Source organism: Miniphocaeibacter halophilus (genome assembly GCF_016458825.1).
Taxonomy (GTDB): domain Bacteria; phylum Bacillota; class Clostridia; order Tissierellales; family Peptoniphilaceae; genus Miniphocaeibacter; species Miniphocaeibacter halophilus.
This window is the reverse complement of the sequence record NZ_CP066744.1, coordinates 1,284,110-1,303,108: the sequence shown is the minus strand read 5'-3', so window position 1 is coordinate 1,303,108 and position 18,999 is coordinate 1,284,110. Positions and strand designations below refer to the sequence as shown.

At 27.0% G+C, this 18,999-nt stretch carries 17 protein-coding genes; 8 read left to right on the top strand and 9 right to left on the bottom strand.

The features are described from left to right. Positions 1-5 precede the first annotated feature (5 nt). The 6 genes from JFY71_RS06385 to JFY71_RS06360 all read right to left on the bottom strand — a co-directional run bounded on the left by JFY71_RS06385 (position 6) and on the right by JFY71_RS06360 (position 6,306). Positions 6-572: a DUF1788 domain-containing protein gene (locus JFY71_RS06385; protein ID WP_243659989.1), complete on the bottom strand. Its 567-nt coding sequence runs from the start codon at positions 570-572 to the stop codon at positions 6-8. Next, entirely contained in the window at positions 572-1,171 is a 600-nt protein-coding gene (locus tag JFY71_RS06380; protein WP_243659988.1) for a DUF1819 family protein, read from the bottom strand. Before JFY71_RS06380 ends, JFY71_RS06385 begins: the two co-directional genes overlap by 1 nt. A 1-nt stretch (position 1,172) precedes the next feature. Then, a complete protein-coding gene (locus JFY71_RS06375) occupies positions 1,173-1,373 on the bottom strand; it encodes a helix-turn-helix domain-containing protein (protein ID WP_243659987.1) in 201 nt (66 codons plus the stop codon). A gap of 192 nt (positions 1,374-1,565) precedes the next feature. Then, a complete protein-coding gene (locus JFY71_RS06370) occupies positions 1,566-3,473 on the bottom strand; it encodes an AbiA family abortive infection protein (RefSeq protein ID WP_243659986.1) in 1,908 nt (635 codons plus the stop codon). A 315-nt stretch (positions 3,474-3,788) separates the two neighbouring features. Further along, the gene (locus JFY71_RS06365) at positions 3,789-5,177 is read right to left on the bottom strand and encodes an RNA-binding domain-containing protein (RefSeq protein WP_243659985.1); all 1,389 of its coding nucleotides are present in this window, start codon (positions 5,175-5,177) and stop codon (positions 3,789-3,791) included. Positions 5,178-5,946: 769 nt separating this feature from the next. After that, positions 5,947-6,306 carry a helix-turn-helix domain-containing protein gene (locus JFY71_RS06360; protein WP_243659984.1) on the bottom strand — a complete coding sequence of 120 codons (360 nt, stop codon included), beginning with the start codon at positions 6,304-6,306 and terminating at the stop codon, positions 5,947-5,949. A 554-nt stretch (positions 6,307-6,860) separates the two neighbouring features. On the opposite strand from JFY71_RS06360, the gene JFY71_RS06355 reads away from it, so the two are divergent. The 6 genes from JFY71_RS06355 to hydA are packed head-to-tail and all read left to right on the top strand — an operon-like array spanning position 6,861 to position 12,238. Then, positions 6,861-7,469 (top strand): hypothetical protein, encoded by a 609-nt coding sequence (locus JFY71_RS06355; RefSeq protein WP_243659983.1) that lies wholly within the window; start codon positions 6,861-6,863, stop codon positions 7,467-7,469. A 53-nt stretch (positions 7,470-7,522) separates the two neighbouring features. Further along, positions 7,523-8,434 (top strand): energy-coupling factor transporter transmembrane component T family protein, encoded by a 912-nt coding sequence (locus JFY71_RS06350; protein WP_243659982.1) that lies wholly within the window; start codon positions 7,523-7,525, stop codon positions 8,432-8,434. A gap of 15 nt (positions 8,435-8,449) precedes the next feature. Then, positions 8,450-9,322 (top strand): energy-coupling factor ABC transporter ATP-binding protein, encoded by an 873-nt coding sequence (locus tag JFY71_RS06345; protein ID WP_243659981.1) that lies wholly within the window; start codon positions 8,450-8,452, stop codon positions 9,320-9,322. Continuing rightward, entirely contained in the window at positions 9,309-10,148 is an 840-nt protein-coding gene (locus JFY71_RS06340; protein WP_243659980.1) for an energy-coupling factor ABC transporter ATP-binding protein, read from the top strand. The genes JFY71_RS06345 and JFY71_RS06340 overlap by 14 nt, the downstream gene beginning before the upstream one ends. After that, positions 10,141-10,827 carry an aspartate/glutamate racemase family protein gene (locus tag JFY71_RS06335; protein WP_243659979.1) on the top strand — a complete coding sequence of 229 codons (687 nt, stop codon included), beginning with the start codon at positions 10,141-10,143 and terminating at the stop codon, positions 10,825-10,827. The genes JFY71_RS06340 and JFY71_RS06335 overlap by 8 nt, the downstream gene beginning before the upstream one ends. Positions 10,828-10,837: 10 nt before the next feature. Continuing rightward, positions 10,838-12,238, top strand: a complete 1,401-nt coding sequence (gene hydA, locus JFY71_RS06330; RefSeq protein WP_243659978.1) for a dihydropyrimidinase — start codon at positions 10,838-10,840, stop codon at positions 12,236-12,238. Positions 12,239-12,360: 122 nt separating this feature from the next. On the opposite strand, the gene JFY71_RS06325 is transcribed toward hydA, so the two are convergent. The 3 genes from JFY71_RS06325 to JFY71_RS06315 all read right to left on the bottom strand — a co-directional run bounded on the left by JFY71_RS06325 (position 12,361) and on the right by JFY71_RS06315 (position 17,154). After that, positions 12,361-14,625, bottom strand: coding sequence for a DUF262 domain-containing protein (locus tag JFY71_RS06325; RefSeq protein WP_243659977.1), 2,265 nt, complete (start codon positions 14,623-14,625; stop codon positions 12,361-12,363). Continuing rightward, complete coding sequence (locus JFY71_RS06320; protein ID WP_243659976.1) at positions 14,612-16,372, bottom strand: DUF262 domain-containing protein; 1,761 nt, start codon at positions 16,370-16,372, stop codon at positions 14,612-14,614. Before JFY71_RS06320 ends, JFY71_RS06325 begins: the two co-directional genes overlap by 14 nt. A gap of 329 nt (positions 16,373-16,701) precedes the next feature. Continuing rightward, complete coding sequence (locus JFY71_RS06315) at positions 16,702-17,154, bottom strand: flavodoxin domain-containing protein (RefSeq protein WP_243659975.1); 453 nt, start codon at positions 17,152-17,154, stop codon at positions 16,702-16,704. 689 nt (positions 17,155-17,843) lie between these two features. Here JFY71_RS06315 and JFY71_RS06310 point away from each other — a divergent pair. Both JFY71_RS06310 and JFY71_RS06305 read left to right on the top strand, forming a co-directional pair. Beyond that, positions 17,844-18,410 (top strand): hypothetical protein, encoded by a 567-nt coding sequence (locus JFY71_RS06310; RefSeq protein WP_243659974.1) that lies wholly within the window; start codon positions 17,844-17,846, stop codon positions 18,408-18,410. Continuing rightward, a complete protein-coding gene (locus JFY71_RS06305; protein ID WP_338041884.1) occupies positions 18,338-18,991 on the top strand; it encodes an ABC transporter substrate-binding protein in 654 nt (217 codons plus the stop codon). The genes JFY71_RS06310 and JFY71_RS06305 overlap by 73 nt, the downstream gene beginning before the upstream one ends. The last annotated feature ends 8 nt before the right edge of the window (positions 18,992-18,999 follow it).

Genomic DNA, 18,999 nt, shown 5'->3' with positions numbered 1-18,999 from the left:
CTCCTTTATTTTATTAGGGGAAATGCCCTATAATAATTATCGTCTTTAAATTCTCCAAAAAGACTTAAACTTTGTCCATCATATTTTCCTGGATAAAACATTACTACTGGAGATTTGTAAAAGTTTAAATGTAAATTATTAAGTATTTTATGACTTCTTACGAAAGGAAATATTTTGCCTATGCCTGTTATAAATACTACTGCGCTATCTGGAGTATTTTCTTTTATTGTCCTTGTGAATAAATCATTGCCGCTACCCATTCTTAGTAGGGAAGTTATAGCTTTAACAAGCTGTTTCATACCTTTTTTTTCTTCAATTTCCTTACACTTTTTAATATATTTTTTTTCTTTTAAATGATCTATTAAAATTTCGTATAAATCATATTCTACTATTTTAAAGGAATATGACTGTTTTTCAATTAAGCCTTCTACATATTCCCTTACTATAATTTCATATTCTGGTTCATAATCAAATATAAAATAACCAACCTCATTTCCCAAACCCTTGTTTTCTAAAAAATCACTCTTTGTAATTGCTGGTTCAATTTTATCTAGTTTTTCATAAATATTCATTAGTATTCACCTTTTATAGCTTTAATATAGGAATTTAATCCCTCTTCTTTCATTAGCCTTTCCAGTTCTAAATCTAGAAAAATATTTTTATAATATGTTTTCCCATCAATATTTTCCAAAAGTCCAGCTTCTTTTAAATAGGTCCCATAAGCACCTGTCATTCTCTTTATAGAATTATCCGAAAATTTTGCAACTTCTTCATTTCTGTTTTGCATTTCTCTTAAAAATATTCTTACAATTGAAGGATTGTATTCCTTTGTTCCTAGTTGAATTTCCTCTCTATACTTTGTATATATAAATTCAAATAGTAATTGGTCTGTAAGTAAAACCCCTAGGAGGTTAATTATTTTTTGTGTGGAAATATCTGTGTTTTGAAAATATTCCAATATTTTTTTAGGTAAAGCCGTGGTTCTTCTTTTCATCTCACCTAAAATTTTAATGGCATAATCCTTAGATGGAGCTGCTAAAAAATTTTCCTTTTCTTGTTTTTTTCTAATTTCTTGTGGAGAATAACCTTCATTTAATAAATTTATGTATTTTTTAAATTCTATAAACCAAAACCCTTTACTTACAATTCCTGCACTATATTTTCTAGCCATATTAAACCTCCACTTCACAAATATCGCTTAATTGACATTTTAGTACACGACAGATCCTAACTAATACATCCATGGAAACATATTCATCCTTGGTGAGTTTCGACAAAGTACTTGTGCTCATTTTAGTTAACACTCTTAAGTCAGATTTTTTCATATCCTTATCTATTAGTAACTTCCATAATCCTTTATAATTTATGTACATTTTCCCCTCTTTTTATATTATTATATATTATTCCATACCATTTAATAGTATCTTAAAAGATACTTAATAACAAGATATAACTTTGACTTCTCAAATAAAATATTCGCATAAAAACAGAGCGGATTTTCTGCTCTGTTTAAGGAATTATTTGAAGATTATTATAATTTTCTATGTATTAAATTAACTTTAATTTTATGCTTGTTCAATTTTATTTTGTATTTTAAACTCGCATTTATTCTTTTTGATATTATTAATTTTGCTAGTTATTAAAAACTTCATTTCTAAAATTGATTCATCAATTTCAGCCTTTAATTCATTATTAGATTTTCCTTTATTAATAAGTTCAGCACTAGAATGATTTATTGGACTTGCATTTCTTAAATCATGTGCTTTTTTAATTATTTTTTCTGCATTATCTATTTTCTTATAAACTCTAGATAAACTCTTATTACTATAATATTTTTTAATATTGGGTTTCTTCTTTTTAAATGACTTTTTATCAACCTCACTATACATAGCTAACCAAGCAGTATATCTATCAAAAAAGCTTTTAAAGTAAGAATAAGCATTTATATAATTTTCCATTTGATAATTACACAAATACATTCCGTATAAAAAACAAATTGTATCATCTTTTTTTATTTCTGATAATTCAATTAAACAAGAAGAGCTATTTATCCAAAAACTATCCTTACAATATTCTATATAATAATAATAAAGATTCTTATCTTCTTCTTTTAATAATTCTAACAAATCTAAATGTTGAAATCCTCTCATAAGAAAGTATTGGATTAAGCTACACATCTCATATATAGTCCAATTGTCATTTCTAGATAGTCTAAATAATCGATTAAGCATACTTTTTATTAGTTTACCATTATTAGTATTTACAATAATCCTTGTTAATCGTTTAGGATCTAATCTTAAATAATTATTCTTTGATAAAATTAATTTATCTAGTAATTTTATTACTTTATTTTTATCTTTTTTAATATTTTTTAAAGATAAAGTTGTAAAAATTTCTTGTGGTTGTAGTGCTATATCTTCAACCGTATAAATCTCATCAATAATTGCTTCGTATTCTTTAAAGTCAATAGCTTCGTCTAATGAATTTAATTTCTCAAGAAAAGGAATTAATGAAACTCTATATTTATCCTGTATATTAAATTTTATTTCATTAACTTCTTCATCATAAAACGCTTGTCTTAACACTTCATTTATTTTTATTGTCCTATCATAAGTACTTTTCCCATTGTTTAGTGTTAAATGTTTTTTTGAAATTATCGAATTGTATATGCTACTTATACTTAAAAATATATCTGCTAATTCCACGCTTTCAGAAAGATTTAATAATATATATGTATCGTCTACGTATCTAAATATTTTAAAGGAAGTTATATTTTTATTTCTTTTTAAAGATTCAATAAATTTATTTTCTACATCTTCCAAGTATATAACAGAAGCAATATATGATAATGAAGATGAATTCTCTATTGTTGGATATTTTCCTCCTCCAATCATAGATAAAGTAGTTTTAAATAATAGTAAATTTTTTTCATCTTTTAAATATTCAGGTAGAGCTTTTATACTAAGAATGTCACTAAATAATATATCCAACGAAATATTATCATAAAAGCTTTTAATATCTAGCTTAATAAAATATTCATATTCCTCAGAAGCTATTTTTACTGATTTAGCAAAATCATTATATGGTTCAGCATAAAAAGATATATCTGCCATTAAATTACCTGCATAAAATATTTTCTTATCGGTACTGTCATATGAAAAATTATCATTTAATAAAAATCCAAAACATTGTATTACCAAGAACATAATAGGTGATACTAAATTTACATTTCTAAAGGATCCATCATTATTAATATAATAGTGTTTTCGTATTTCTAGATTAGATTTTTCAAGCATCCATAAGCCATTTTCTATATTGTTTTCGAAAAATTTCATTGACATTATTTTTTCCTTATCCTTTTTAGATAATTGTCCTATTGGATAAAGCTGCAAATACATTTTTAATCTATTTGGACTTTCTTTAAAAATAGATTTACATGTTCGCAACCATAAATTATAATCGATAAATAGCATATTATTTCCTCTCTTAAATAACTTCTATCCTTTCTGTTGCATATTAATAAAGATGAGAATATTTTAGTAAATATATTATCTTATATATATATTACCTGATTAGAATAATATTACAACCTTTGCATAATATATTATTTAATGTTAATATAATATATATTAATAGGCTATAGTAGAATGTAAATTTGCAAAATATTTTATTTATTATTTGTACTTTATTTTAATTGAACCAAATTGGAAAATCTTTAAAAACAAAATCACTAGCGAAATGTAATTCGCTAGTGATTTTGTTAAATGCCGTATATTATTTATATTGGTCTATTCTTTTTCTATTAGTTTATATTTTTGATTAGGGCTTGTCGGTTTATCGGGTATTGTCCTTTCAATTATATAATTCTCCATTAATGGATTCAGAATATTTTTTCTCAAGGTATTCAAATCTTTAATATTAAGAAGTTTTAAAATTTCTTTACTAGTTCTAGGTATTATTAAAAAATCAACAACAAGTTTTTGTTGATCTGATAAAACAAATACATTAGTTTTTAAAATACATACTTTAAAAATATCTTCATTAATTATTTTAGGATAAGATTTATATATTAAATCAGTATATTTGAAAATTTTACCAAATCCTGATCCAACTTCATCAATTAAACCTAAAATATTAAATACTTTTGCTATTGTAGGATTTTTAGGATATGGAGCAATAGTTCCCTTTTTTATAATTCCTGGATGTATGGGTTTATTTGCATTCTCAACAATAATAGAATCTTTCTCTATAATCAATTTTGAAACATAAGCATTTGAATATTCTCTATGAACCAGCATATTTACAATTAGCTCTCTAAATAAAATATCTCTAACATTAATCCTTCTATCATTTTCTAGATAGAAAAAACTAGAAGTATGTTTTTTTACAAAATCCATTAAAATATCATATGAGTCTATTAAATTCGTTCTAATATTTTCTCTATCATCATATCTCTCAATATCTTCCTCCCTCAAAAGAGCATCTATTCTAAAATAAGGCAATACTGAAGATATAAGCTCATCTGTCCCAAAAGTTATCGCTGCTGCTAATGTAAAACCTTCGTCTCCTGTAATATAGTCTTTACTATACATCCCTATAGATTTCAATATTTCTAAATGATCATAAGATACCCAACTTTGATATTCTTCCTGTAAAATTGCAGCCTTTTTTAACTTATCTATTAATGTTAAGTCTAGGTCATCCAAAGTTATATAGGGATAAATTTTTCTTTCCGTATACTCTGTTTGTTTCCTACTAAAAAGCTGTTGAACTGCTACAGTATTATTTGTTATATCAATGTCGGCATCTTCATTTCTATCATAAATTTTATTATTTAGTCTATGAACTTGAGAACTATTAGGTACAAATATATGTAGTATACTTTTCCCTTCTAAGTCATGTTCATTAATATCTAGATATAGTGGTGGACATATTTTTTTATTAGATTGAATAGTAGTAACAAAATCTTTTTTCATTTGTATAATACTATTTGGATCTACACCAATTATAGTACCATCATCTTTTATTCCCAGATAAATATTTCCACCATTCCTATTCGAAAAGGAACATACTGTTTCATAAATACTTTTAGGAATTTTATTTTTCGCTTCTTTAAATTCAACAGTTTTCGTTTCTTTTCCTGTCATTATTTCATTAATTAAATCTTTACTAATCATAGAATTATTAATTCTCCTGTTATTCATATTATATAAATATATAACTAATATATCAATTTTGAACCTTTGTATTTCATAAAATCAACAAGCTTTCAGTAAGCTGACCGGCTTGTAAGCTTATTCAATCAACAAGCTTTCAGTAAGCTGACCGGCTTGTAAGCTTATTCAATCAACAAGCTTTCAGTAAGCTGACTGGCTTGTAAGCTTATTCAATCAACAAGCTTTCAGTAAGCTGACTGGCTTGTAAGCTTATTCAATCAACAAGCTTTCAGTAAACTGACTGGCTTGTAAGCTTATTTAATCAACAAGCTTTCAGTAAGCTGACTGGCTTGTAAGCTTATTTAATCAACAAGCTTTCAGTAAGCTGACTGGCTTGTAAGCTTATTTAATCAACAAGCTTTCAGTAAGCTATATTGACTATTTAGCTTACTACTTAAATATATTATCTACAATTCAAATGAAATAGAGCTATTTAAAAAAATTTTCTAAATTTTTTATTGTATATTTAATTATTGGCATAAATCCATAATGATGATGTTACTGTTTTTACCCCGAATTTATAGTTAAACATACATATTTATTATATCAGAAGTAACGTTACTTTAACGTTACATTCTTATACTAAAAAAGAGCCCTTGGCTCTTAATATATTGTGTAGAGTTATTTTTTAATTGATTTATTACCATATAATATTGTTTCTGTCTCCCTTATTATTAAAATAAACTATTTCAAATTTTTCCCACACAAAAAAGCCTAGTTTGCAACTAGACTAATCATTTATTTTTAACACTATTTCCAATGCTATTTGCATATTTGTTTTTTCTTGCTCCGTTATTGGTTTTCCATTATATAATAAGTTATCATCTTTATTTAACATTGTAAGAATTTGTTTTATCAGTAATGCAATATCATTTTTATCTTTTGTTGTAAGTATATTCTTTATTTCTGTTCTGCCTAGCAGATAATCAGTAGAAACATTAAAAAAGTTCGCCAAATCTACTACTTTATCAGAACCTGGAACTTGAGTTTTTAAACGATATAAAACATTTTGTGAATAACCTAACTGTCTTTCTAATTCACTTATTGATATACCCTTTACTTTACATAATTCTTTTATTATTTCAAACATAGAGACTCCTTTCAAAGCCTCGTATTCTAGATTAAAGTATATTTATTGACATTTTCTATACTTTAATCTAGAATATAGTTAAAGGCTAGTTTATCACACACGAATAGTTTAATTGAAATTATCGCCTGCCAGCATATTATTTCAATTTTTTAACTATCCTTATTTAATTTTAGTTTATTTGTTGAAAAAATTCAACAATTCTATCTTATAGTTTAATAAACTAGCCCTTTTTTTAAGAAAGAGGGTGATTTTTTGTGCAATTTTATAAAATCCATAATTTTTTACAACTAATATAGATATAATTGATTTTTTATTTAAAAGAAATTATAAAAAATTATGGAAAATTTGGTCGATTTTATTACCGTTTTTTGTTTTTAAGTCTTAAGGTTATTAAAACCATTTGGAAATCGTTTTATTATTTTAAGAAAGCAATAATTTAAAAGTTTTAAGTGTAGTTGTAGGCTGTGTTTTAAAAGAAAAATACACGAATATAGTAAACCCAATTTACTATATTCAAATTTGTAAGAAATTTATTAGACAACGGAGGTTTTAAAATGGAAAAAAATTTATCGGTTTGGGACAAGGAAGTTGGAGAAATTAGAAAACCGGGCTTATCCCATGTTGTAATGACAGCCTTATTTTCAGGTGTTGGCATTGTTGTAGGTACTATTGGCAGTTTAGCTGTACCTGTGGGTTTTGTTTCAGCCTTTTGGCCGGGACAGGCAATTCAAAGTGTTGGTTCTATTTGGTACGGGGCTTGGGGAGGAATAGCAGGTGTTTTGTTTCCAATTATATCCAATGTTATTGGTGCCGGTGTTGCTATTCCCGTTTCATTGGCATATATTCCGGGAAATTTTCTTCAAAGTATGATTGCCGGTATTGCCTTTAGAACTTTAAAAAGAGACCCAAGATTAAAGTCTTTTAAGGACTGGATAGTATATATAATTTTCGGAATTTTAATTTCAAATGCTGTAGGTGCTTTTTGGGGTACTTGGACCCAAAGATTATTTGGACTATTAACTCCTGATTCTCATTTTGTTACTTTTATGGGATGGTGGATAGGAAATTCAGTAGGCTCGGGAATTTTGGGAATAGTAATGTTAAAATTCATTTCTCCAATAGTAATAAAAAGCAAGACCTTCTGTAAGGGCTACTGGGCTTAAATCTTTATTATTTGAGAGATTTATATCTACATAAGATATTTAGGAGGAAAGGAATGACTGAAATAATAACAGAAAACTTAAAGGACACCCGAAAAAACAGAATGGAAAAAACCATACTGGGTTATGTTCCGAAGGAGTCGAGAGCCTATTCTCTACATCCAAATATAAGGTTGTCCTTGTATTTACTAATGGGAATTTTACCTATGTTTATACAAATTCCGGAATTTACAATTATTTTTATAATTTTTGAGTTAATAATTTTCTACTGGGCTAATATTAGTTTTTCAAACTTTAAAAAATTTACTCCAATGTTTATTACGGTATTTTTCTTTTTAATGCTTATTCATTGGCTGGCACCTATTAAAGTAAAAAACGATATTATTGTATTTACTCTATTTGGAAAACCGGGATATTATTATTCTTTAATGTGGGGATTTTGTATATACCTTAGAATGATGTCCCTTATTATTGCTTCAATATTTTATTTTTCAACAAATAGAGAAAAGGATTTGCTATTGGCTCTTAGAACATGGAAAGTACCTTTTTCCGTATCCTATTTTGTTGGTTTAGCCATGCGCTCAGCTGGCACTTTCGGAGAGGATTATAGAATAATCAGAGAAGCTGAAAAAGCTAGAGGTTTAAATACTAAAAATTTGAGTTTATCGGGTAAAATTAAACATTTTGCTATGTACCTGGTTCCACTTTTTACTCTTTCAATTAGAAGAAGTGACGAAATAAGTACTGCCTTATATGCAAAGGGGTTGGAATTTAAAAGTAAAATAGATGGTAAAAAAAGAGCCGACTGGATAAAATCAAAAAACAAAATGAACAAGGCGGATATGTTAGTAGTGGCTTTGATTTTAATAATTCTTATAATAGGTATGGTTGTGGCTATATCAACACCATATTTAAAGTTGGAAAACTCAATTATATATAATACACTCTATAACTTTTTAGCTAAATAAAACAGGAGATTTTAAATGAAAGCAGTTGAAATTAAAAATTTTAGTTGGAAATATGATAAGGCAAGGGACTATGCTTTAAAAGATATTAATCTTGAAATAAATGATAACGAATTTATTGGTGTTATTGGACCTAATGAGTCCGGAAAAACAACCTTGATGAATGTAATTAAAGGTATTATCCCACAAAATTTTACCGGAATATACAAGGGCGATGTAAAAATTTACGGCGACGATGTTGCCGGATTATCGCCAATTGAAATAACAAGAAGAGTGGGAATGGTTTTTGCCGATCCTGAATCACAATTTAATTCTATGAGCGTAGAAGAGGAAATTACTTTTGGAATGGAAAATATAGGACTAGGCATAGATGAAATAGCTACCAGGCTTAATAATGTATGTAGATTAACCGATATTCAAAATCTACTGGAAAAGCCTCCCTATAATCTGTCGGGAGGTCAAAAACAGAGAATTGCAATTGCTTCAATACTTGCAATGCAACCTAAAATTATAATTTTAGACGAGCCTACTTCCATGTTGGACCCTATTTCAAAAGATATGATTTTTGATTTGTTAAAAATAATGAAAACCGAATTGAAGTTAACGGTCATAGTAGTAGAGCACAATATTGAACAACTGGTAGAAATTTGTGATAAGTTTCTTCTGGTTAATAAGGGTGTCATAGAAAAATATGATAATACCGAAGAATTTTTTACGAACATAGATTTTTTAGACAGTAGAAATGTTAGGGTTCCTAGTGGAATAAAAATTATAAATAAGATTGGTAATTTAAATAAACCTAAGTCTTTACCTATTAAGTTTGAAGAAATAGTTAAGGTTTTGACTAAAATCTTAGATAAAAATAGGAGCAAGCAATATGAATACAAATAAATCAATTGTAAAGGTGAAAAATTTAGAGTTTGAATATCCTGATGGTACCAAGGCTTTGAAAAATATTTCTTTAAATTTAAAAGATGGTGATTTTATTGCTCTAATTGGTACTAACGGGTGTGGAAAGACAACTTTTTCAAAATGTTTAAATGGTATTTTAAAGGCTACTAAAGGAAAGGTTATTGTAAACGGTATAGATGTAGTTAAAAGTAAAGACCCTTCAGAGCTGGTAAAAAATGTAGGTTATGTTTTTCAAAATCCCGACCATCAGCTATTTAATAATCGGGTATATGATGAAATTGCCTATGCTCCCAGAAATATTGGACTTAATGAAAGTGAAATAGACAAAAGGGTAATTACTGCTGCAAAAATTGCCGGTGTTTCTAAAGATTTGTTTAATGAACATCCATTTTTTCTAGCTAGAGGCTTGCGACAAAGAGTAGCTATTGCTTCAATCTTGTCCCTACAACCAAAAATAATAATAGTTGATGAGCCGACAACAGGACAAGACTATAAACAGTCCATAGAAATAATGGAATTTTTGAAAATGTTAAATGAAGAACATGGTCACACTATTATTATAATAACTCATGACATGGACATAGTTGCTGAATATGCAAAGTGGTTGGTAGTTATGCACCAAGGTGAAATAATTATTGAAGGAACTCTAAAGGATGTATATTCGGAAACAAAAAAATTGGAAAAGGCAAGTTTAAAACCACCACAAGTTACCAGAATTGCTCAATCACTTTCTAAGTACGGCTTTAAAAAGGATATTATTAATGTAGAAGAGTTTTATACGGAATTTAGAGGGCTTTATGAATAATAAAAAAAGAATATTGGTTATTAATCCAAATAGTTCAAAAAAGATGACTGCTGATATTGCACATACTTTAGAGAAGTTAAAAATAGAGAATTTAATTTATGAGCTAATATCATGTAAAGATTCTCCGGAATTTTTGGAAAGTTTTAAGGATTATGTAGATGCAAGTTTTAATGTTGTTAAATTGTTGGAAAAAACTCCAAATAAGGATTTTGATGGATATTTACTAGCTTGTATGGGAGATCCCGGTATTTATGCCTTAAAGGAAATTGTAAAAGCTCCCATTATTGGAATAGCCGAGGCGGCAATTTCCACATCCTTGCTTTTAGGTTTTAAGTTTTCAATTTTAGCAGCCAGTAAAAAAGCAAAGTATATGATGGAATCTATGGTTTTAAAGTATGGACTAAACGAGCGATTAGCATCTGTTGAGTATATTAATAGCAATATTGAGGGAATAATGAAGAGTGAAGAGTTTTTAATAGACAGTTTGAAAACGGGTGCAAAAAAAGCTCAATTAAAAGGTGCTGAAGTTTTAATTTTAGGCTGTGCTGCAATGACTGCATTACCTAATGACCTAGTTACAGAAATCCCTATACTCGATCCTATTAAAAATGGAGTTTTTCTTTTAGAAAGTATTATAAATAACGAGTTAAATATTTCAAAAGCAGGTTTATATATGTAAGGAGTTGAAAATGTTTGACACTATAATTAAAAATGCAAATATATATACTGATGGCAATAATTTTGAAGCTGATATAGGCATAAAAGATGGAATAATAGCTGAATTAGCTAAAAAGGGAACAATTTCCGGGGGACATAAAATAATAGACGCTAAAGGTAAGCTTGTCATTCCCGGTTTAATTGACCCTCATGTTCATATTCATGCTCCTTTTGGTAACAATATAGATATACTGGATTTTTATAGCGCAAGTAAGCTGGCAGCTTTTGGAGGAGTTACTTCCATAATTGACTTTACCAATACCGTGAAAGGTGATTCTATTGTAGAAGTTGTGAAAAACAGAAAGAACGAAATGAAAAATAGTGCAATAGATTATAGTTTACATGTAAAATATGTTGAATCCAATGAAAAACTGTTAAAGGAAATCCCAGAAATAATAGAAATGGGTTGTCCATCTTTTAAAATGTTTATGACCTACAAAAAAGCAGGTGTTATGATTGATGATATAGATATTTTAAAGGTTTTGGAAACCATAAAGAAAAACAAGGCAATGGCGGGTTTTCATGCTGAAAGTAATTCTATTTCTGAATTTATGGAGGATAAGTTTTCAAATGAACATCTGTTAGGTTGGGAAAACTTTCCAAACTACAAACCTAATATATGTGAATATGAAGCAGTTGAAAGGGTAATTTCCTACGCTGAATTAACAGGAGCAAGAATATATTTATTTCATATAACTACAGCTGAATCAGTTGAAATAATTAGAAAGGCAAAGGAAAGAGGAGTTGATGTAATAGCTGAAACCTGCTTACATTATTTAATATTCAACAAGGAAAAAAATCAAGGCGAAGATGGCATTTTATATATTATGAGTCCACCTTTAAGAACCGATAAGGACATTGAAGCTTTATGGAAGGGCATTAACGACGGAACCTTAAGTATAGTAAGCTCTGATAATTGTTCTTTTACAAGGGAACTTAAAGAGATTAACCTCCATAAAAGCGATGACGGAACTATAATAAAGGACTTTAGAAAAGTAGTTAACGGTGTAAGTGGTTTAGAAGAGAGACTAGGCATATTAATTAGTGAAGGAGTCAAGAAAAATAGGATATCCTTTAATAAATTTGTAGAAATAACATCTACCAATCCGGCTAAAATATTCGGTATGTATCCTAAAAAAGGCACAATATCCATTGGAGCAGATGCGGATATAGTAATTCTAGATCCAAATAGAAAGAAAGCCTTAACTAAAGAAAATTTACATTATAACTTAGATTATTCTATTTATGAGGATTATGTTGGAGAATATCTGCCGGTATATACAATTCGTAGAGGAGAAATATTGGTAGAAAATGATGAATTTAAAGGAAAAGAAGGTACCGGACAGTTTATAAAAAGGAAACTAATAGGATAATAAATTAAAAGATGAGGATTTTGACCTAAATAAAATCCTCATCAGAATTTAATACTTAGGTCAAAATATAAGTTTAAGAATTTAAATAAAGTTTATTAAGAAAGGACTGTACAAAGTAAATTCTATAGATTTATTAAATGATTATATAGTTCTTCTCTATCCTTCGTTGAAAAAATTGATTTATCCTTTATTTCTCTTGCGAAAATAAAATTTTCAAGTTCTCCATCAATACTCTTGCTTTTGTAAATTTCCCAATTATTATTATAATGAGTAATAATGAATTCTTCATCTTCTTTTTTTATTGTAAAATACTTACGTGTTTCAGCTCCTTGAGTAGGTGAATAGTTCATAAAAGTAATATTTTTTAATATTTTTGTATCTTGTTTTTTTAAATACAAATATAAATATAAACTTTCTTTTTCATAGCAATATCCATTAGTTTGGGTTGATGATAATAATAAAAACGGATTATATTTAGACATATTCATTCTTATTAATAAATTATTCCCACAGTATTTAAACATTTCCGGCTCATCTATAAATTCATATCTCCAGTCATTCCTATCTGCCTTATCTCTAAAATCATTTATTATTTTTTCTAAGCTATTTGTAGTCTCTTTTTCTATCTCCTTGGAAGTATCTATTTCATCAAGTACCAATTGTAATTCTTCTATTTTTTTATCTCTGAAAAGTCGTTTCCAGCTTCTATCTCTATGAAAATCATTTGTACAAAAACATTTATTCTTCCCACTTTGTAATAAATAATCTCCTTTGGCTAGCATCGCTCTTCTAAATAACATTTGATTATTACTTAATCCTGACTCATTAAATAAGTAATTAATTTTATATGAATAATCAATAAATCTATTTAATGACTCTTTTTTTATCTGCATATTAAACTCTATTCCGGACATCTCTAAAATAAATCCTATATTACCTTTTAAGTATGAGTTGTTTTCCACTTTTTCTATTAGATATTGCCAATCTTTATTTAATTTAATTAAATATGACTTTATTTTTTCCTCTTCAACTTGGCTACCAAAAAAACCCTCAACTTTATAATTTTGTTTTAAAAATAGTTTAAGAATATCATAACTAACTTCATCTAAATCCGTATATAATTTTTTGATAGATTTCAATGATCTAATAAAATCTTCTTCTTTATTGTATATATGGTTTTCTATTAGATTATTAACTACTCTTAGCCATTGATATAAGTTTTCTTCATTTTTTCTTAAAGATAAATTTTCATCAGAGATACCTAAGAAAAATGTAAAAAATTTTAAATAATCACTATATTCTAAATTTCCTTCTTTACGAATGACTAACATTAAATCATTATCTTCACAATAAAGATTAGTATATTTTGTAAATTTTTTTTCTTCTTTATTAATAAGCTTATCTAAAAATTTATCAATCCTATCTATTGTTTCTTCGTTAATATAATCTAAATAGATAAAAATATCTTGTTTCTTAATAATTTCCTCAGTCTTTATTATAAAATTACAATACAAAACTGCCTCAAAAAAATTTAACATATATTCATCAAGTTTTTTTATATCTTTTTTACTATACTTCCAAAATAAATCAGTCCAGGCATTATCCATTTTCATTTTTACTTCACCTAGTCTTTTATCATTCAGTAAAGTACTAATTTTTTCCTCCAGCGAAGCTTTGAAGTTTTCAAACGAAGTTAACGGCTTTCCTCTAACATTTAATTTAATATATAAATCATCATCTTGTTCTAGATCTTTAATATCTATAAACTGAAAATAGATGTTAGGATTTTTTATATCTATCAATTTTTCAAAAACTCGTTCATCTATATTTTTAAATTTATCGTGGATTGCCTCTAACATATTCAACATAGATGAAATAGTTTTATCATTATCCCATTCTGTTCGATACCATTTTTTATTTTTTATCTTCGAAATTATAGAAGTAATATCTTTTTGAAATTCAATGTCTTTAATATTAATAACTTGCCTACAAAATTCTTTAGAACTAGATCTCACTTCATACTCAAACTTCAGAAATTTAGAAGCAACATCTTCATTTTCTAACTGTCCTTCTTTCCATGCTAAATATAGATGTAATAAATATAAAGTGGTTAATCGTTGTTGGCCATCTAGTGGAATAAATATTTGATTGCCTATTTCATCATTTCTAACATATCCATAAATAAAATCTAAGGAAAGATTATTTTCTTCTACTGTAACATCGTAAATATCTTTAATAAAATTCTCTCTAATCTTATCTATATTTCTACCAGTTTCTGTGTTAAGTTTTTTTGAACTTAAACCTTGAACATAATCTCTTTGTATTATTGGTATACTAATTTTATATTTATTTAAAATTTCCCATAAACTCCATTTATTCTTCATCATAAACACCTATAATAGTTTCAATTTTATTTTTTATATCTTGCAAATAAGATTCTCTATCGTCTTTTGTCCAAATTTCAAAATTTTTATTTTCTACTAAATTAGAATAATATTTTAAAAACACATTTTTAGTACAAATTGGTATAAATCTTCCATTTTTATCATTTTCAATAATAACTTCTCTTTTTTTAGGAAAAACCGCATTTTTATATGCTCTGTTTGTATAAGAATCTAAAAGTGCTAAATTACTAATTTTATTATTATCTTCTAAGTTTTCAGCACCAAAATATTTTAATATTATCTTCTTATAAATTTTATCAAACTCAATTTCTGCAATTTTCTCTTTTTTTATATATTCTTGTATTTCATATTCTTTATCTATATCTGGTAAGTTTTTCAACCATTCAATTCTTTCATCATTACTACCGGGTGTTATTTCTACATTTGCATTTATATGCTCAATATCCCATCCTCCTTCTCCATTTTCTCCATTTTTAAAAATATTAAAAGGAAATTTAAAAAAAGATTTATCCTTCACTAAAGTTAAAATGTTATGAAGTAATAAGATTTTCTTAATTGTTTTTGTGTCATCAATATAATTTAAATCATCAATGTCTTTTTCCAGTTTAATAATTTCCTTTATTTTTCTTTTTAATTTAGATACTATTTCATTTTTGTCTAAATTAATCAAATCGATAATTATTTTTATGTTATTATTATCAGTGCCAAAATAAAAAATAAATCCTAAATAATGATATATTGTACTATCTTGATAGCATTCATTTATAAACATATATATACTCTTAATCTTATTCCAAGAATTTTCTATATACGTTGAAAGATTTTCCTTTTCATTTTCAATTTTTTGGTTATACGCATAAAATAAAGCATACGAATTTTCTCCTTTATCATTATAGTCTGGTAGCATTTTCTCATTTAAAGCATATATTTTTAGAATATACTCTATCCTATTTTCAATGTTTTGATTGTTAAAGAAAAACCAAAAATCATCATCTTGAAGCTTTTTTTCCATTAAATCCCATTCATAAGCTAACTGTATTTGATTTATTCTAATAAAATCATTTTTTTCTCCAAATTTTTTATAATCGCCTTCATAATTATCTTTTTTTAAATACAAAGCTTTTATTAGTTCTGAATTTGTTAGTGGAATTTTACCCATATTAATACGTTGGAATAATTTTATTGGATTTTCATTTTCAACATCATACCAAAGAAAAATCATATTTTTTATCACTGTCTTGTATAAATCATCAACTAAAATACTTGAATCTTCTTCCAAATTTGGATCTTCTAACCACTTTTTTATGTTAGCAAATGCTTCTTTTATAAAATAAGAATCTATACTTTCATCATTAATATTTCCTTTTAACAATTCTTCAATATAATTATCCACTTTATTTCTAACCTCATATTCTATTTCAAAAGCGATGTTTATTTTAGGCTTATATTCTTTCATACATATAAGTAATATATAGACTGTCGTTAATCTTTGTTGTCCATCAACTACAATATATACATTGTCTTCTTCTTTTTTTACAACTAATGGCTGCAAACAATATTTTTGGCCATAATCATTTTCGTTTTTCTTCTTTGTAAATGTTTTCAAATCATTTAATAAATCTATTACTTCTCTTTCAGACCACCTATAACCTCTTTGATATGATGGAATTATAAATTTTATTTTGTCTGTAATAAAAGATTGAATGTTTTTCTCTAAACTAGTAGACATTATTATCTCCTTTACATTATTAAATATGCTAATCTATTTATCTTTTGTTGTTCATCCTTTATTCTTCTTTTAATTCAAATTTTTAAAGTTTATATATAAATAATAAAAACACGCATTAAAAACGTTTATTTGAACATATATTATATATAGCTTATTCACAATAAAATAGTAAGCATCTATGAATATCATTAAAATTTTTAAAAAATACAATCTTATGATTTGACTAATAAACTAGTAAAACTATTTATTAATATTATATCTTAAAATCTCAAATAATTATTATATTATTTTTTATCCGTGCCTATAGATTCACAATATTTCGCTGTCTTTTAAATCATATTTACAATTTCATCTAAAAACTCTTTCCCTTTTTCCACATCTTTTTCATTTGGATGGCCTTTTGCAACTCCTCCGATTATTTTAAATGGACCGTATGTATCGTAGCCTTTACAATTATAGGCTCCTAGTATTTCAAAGCCCCTTTCTTCAAGATAGTTTATAAAATTCTCTACAGTTTTTTTACTTGCCATACCGGCTGTATAAATTACAAAGGATTTTTTAGGAATGTTTTTATTTTCTTCTATGTACTTATATATTGATTTATGAAGTTTTGAATAATATATTCCTGAAGCAAAACCTACTACTTGGTACTTAGACAGCTCGATATTCTTTTCATGTAAGAGGTCAATTAGATCTACGGGTTTGTTTTTTACTATTTCTTTTAACAGCTTTTCTGTGTTTTTGTGGTGAATTGATGCATACAGTATTACAAGATTATTCATTTTACTCTCCTTCTTTTTTTACCATCTTGTTCTTTTTTCATCGGTTATTACTTCCGTTCTTTCTTTTAATTTATAAAAGCCTAATATTTCCTTTTTTCTACTCCTTTAATATTTTTTAATTCTTTATAGTATATAAATCCTAAGTAATTATCTTCAGAAAAACTTTCATTATAAATTAGTGTTTTTATTTCAAATTCACTCCTGTATACAATGGTGAATAATTGTCCTTTTGCATTATAGGCAAAATTTAATGGTTTTCTTGGTTTTTCTCCCTTTTCTTCTAAAAATTTAGAGACTATTTCATACTGCTTTATAAATTTTTCTTGCTTATCTTCTAATTCTTTGTTTTCTTCTTTTTTTTCTAAAGAGCCTTTCTTTTCTTCTGCCCTTGTAGGCTTTTCACTACCATTTTCATAAAGTATTTGTATTTTTGATGAAGCAAAAAGTGTTGCTATTATTTTCTTATACTTTATTATATCTTATAAACTAATTTTCTTTTCTTACAAATAAGACATGCTTTGAGGTATCTTATTAATTTAATTAAATTTATTTATTTTATTTGACTTTTATTAATTTTATATATATATTGTTATGTGATATTAATTTGTTAAATAATTTTCTTGATTATAAATTTATAATCCAGGAAATTATTTATTTTAATGTCTAATTTATTTTATTGGAGGATATTTGTGAAAAAAACACTTAGTTTAATAATGATTTTTATAATGACTTTGTCTTTAGTTTCATGTAAGGGAAATAACAATTCTACTACAGATGTTTCTAAGACAGAAGTTCAAGCTAAAAAATCAGAAGATGTACCTACTATTAGTATTTCTTGGGGAAATGAAATGCATACGGGAATTATGTACCTACCTTTTATTTCGCCTGAATTATTTGAAGATGAAGAAATAAGAATTAATCCGGTTTCAGAATCTCAAGGAGAGTTACAGGTAAAGGGAGAAACCATTGCTATTTTAAATCAAGTAGTAACTAAAGGTGGCTCAGAAGTTGCAACTTTAATGGGCCAAAAGCATTTAGATGTTGGCTACACTTCAAGTACAGCAATGTTAACTGCCTATGACACAGGAACGGAAATCTCTATTCTTTGTCCTATTCAGTCAGACGGCGTTGCTATAGCTGCTACAAAAGATGCATCTTATAATACCTTTGAAGAATTTGTTGAATATGCAAAAATTCCCAACAACCTATTAAAGCAGGTTATCATTCTGCTATTAGTAGTCCTAGAGTTGTTTTAGAATACTCTATGAAGGATGCCGGCCTAAAGGTAACTGAAGATCCTGGCGATGTTGATGCAGATGTTCTACTTGTTGACTTAAAAGGTGTACAAAATTTAGTTCCTTCTCTTTCAAGTGGCCAAGTTGAAATTTGGGCAGGACCTGCTCCTCATCCACAGAATGCAGAAAATACCAATGTCGGAAAAATAATAGCTACTTTAAATGATCTACCGGAAGGTAAATGGGAAAATTTCCCTTGCTGTGTTTTTGCTGTAAGAAATGAAATGTTAGAGCAATACCCGGAAGTTTTTGACGCCTTATTAACTGTAACTAATTACACTTGTGATTATGCAAATAATAATCAAGAGAAAAGTGGGGAATTACTTGCTGACACTATTGGTGTTGAAAAGGACATTTTACCTAAATCTCTAATTAAATATTCAACTGAACCAACTGAAAGATTTTTAGCAGGTATGAATATATACTATGATGCTATGAAGGATATGGGCAAATTCGAAGGACGTTTAAAGGATAATACTTTTGAAGAGGCAGAAAAAGATATTTTTAAATTAGATCCTATTAATAAAGTAAGGTCTAATTAAATTGAGAA

Excerpts from the sequence above, each read along its gene's own strand:
- JFY71_RS06385 (WP_243659989.1), bottom strand. The coding sequence starts at position 572 with ATGAATATTTATGAAAAACTAGATAAAATTGAACCAGCAATTACAAAG.
- JFY71_RS06380 (WP_243659988.1), bottom strand. The coding sequence starts at position 1,171 with ATGGCTAGAAAATATAGTGCAGGAATTGTAAGTAAAGGGTTTTGGTTT.
- JFY71_RS06375 (WP_243659987.1), bottom strand. The coding sequence starts at position 1,373 with ATGTACATAAATTATAAAGGATTATGGAAGTTACTAATAGATAAGGAT.
- JFY71_RS06370 (WP_243659986.1), bottom strand. The coding sequence starts at position 3,473 with ATGCTATTTATCGATTATAATTTATGGTTGCGAACATGTAAATCTATT.
- JFY71_RS06365 (WP_243659985.1), bottom strand. The coding sequence starts at position 5,177 with ATGATTAGTAAAGATTTAATTAATGAAATAATGACAGGAAAAGAAACG.
- JFY71_RS06360 (WP_243659984.1), bottom strand. The coding sequence starts at position 6,306 with ATGTTTGAAATAATAAAAGAATTATGTAAAGTAAAGGGTATATCAATA.
- JFY71_RS06355 (WP_243659983.1), top strand. The coding sequence starts at position 6,861 with ATGGAAAAAAATTTATCGGTTTGGGACAAGGAAGTTGGAGAAATTAGA.
- JFY71_RS06350 (WP_243659982.1), top strand. The coding sequence starts at position 7,523 with ATGACTGAAATAATAACAGAAAACTTAAAGGACACCCGAAAAAACAGA.
- JFY71_RS06345 (WP_243659981.1), top strand. The coding sequence starts at position 8,450 with ATGAAAGCAGTTGAAATTAAAAATTTTAGTTGGAAATATGATAAGGCA.
- JFY71_RS06340 (WP_243659980.1), top strand. The coding sequence starts at position 9,309 with ATGAATACAAATAAATCAATTGTAAAGGTGAAAAATTTAGAGTTTGAA.
- JFY71_RS06335 (WP_243659979.1), top strand. The coding sequence starts at position 10,141 with ATGAATAATAAAAAAAGAATATTGGTTATTAATCCAAATAGTTCAAAA.
- hydA (WP_243659978.1), top strand. The coding sequence starts at position 10,838 with ATGTTTGACACTATAATTAAAAATGCAAATATATATACTGATGGCAAT.
- JFY71_RS06325 (WP_243659977.1), bottom strand. The coding sequence starts at position 14,625 with ATGATGAAGAATAAATGGAGTTTATGGGAAATTTTAAATAAATATAAA.
- JFY71_RS06320 (WP_243659976.1), bottom strand. The coding sequence starts at position 16,372 with ATGTCTACTAGTTTAGAGAAAAACATTCAATCTTTTATTACAGACAAA.
- JFY71_RS06315 (WP_243659975.1), bottom strand. The coding sequence starts at position 17,154 with ATGAATAATCTTGTAATACTGTATGCATCAATTCACCACAAAAACACA.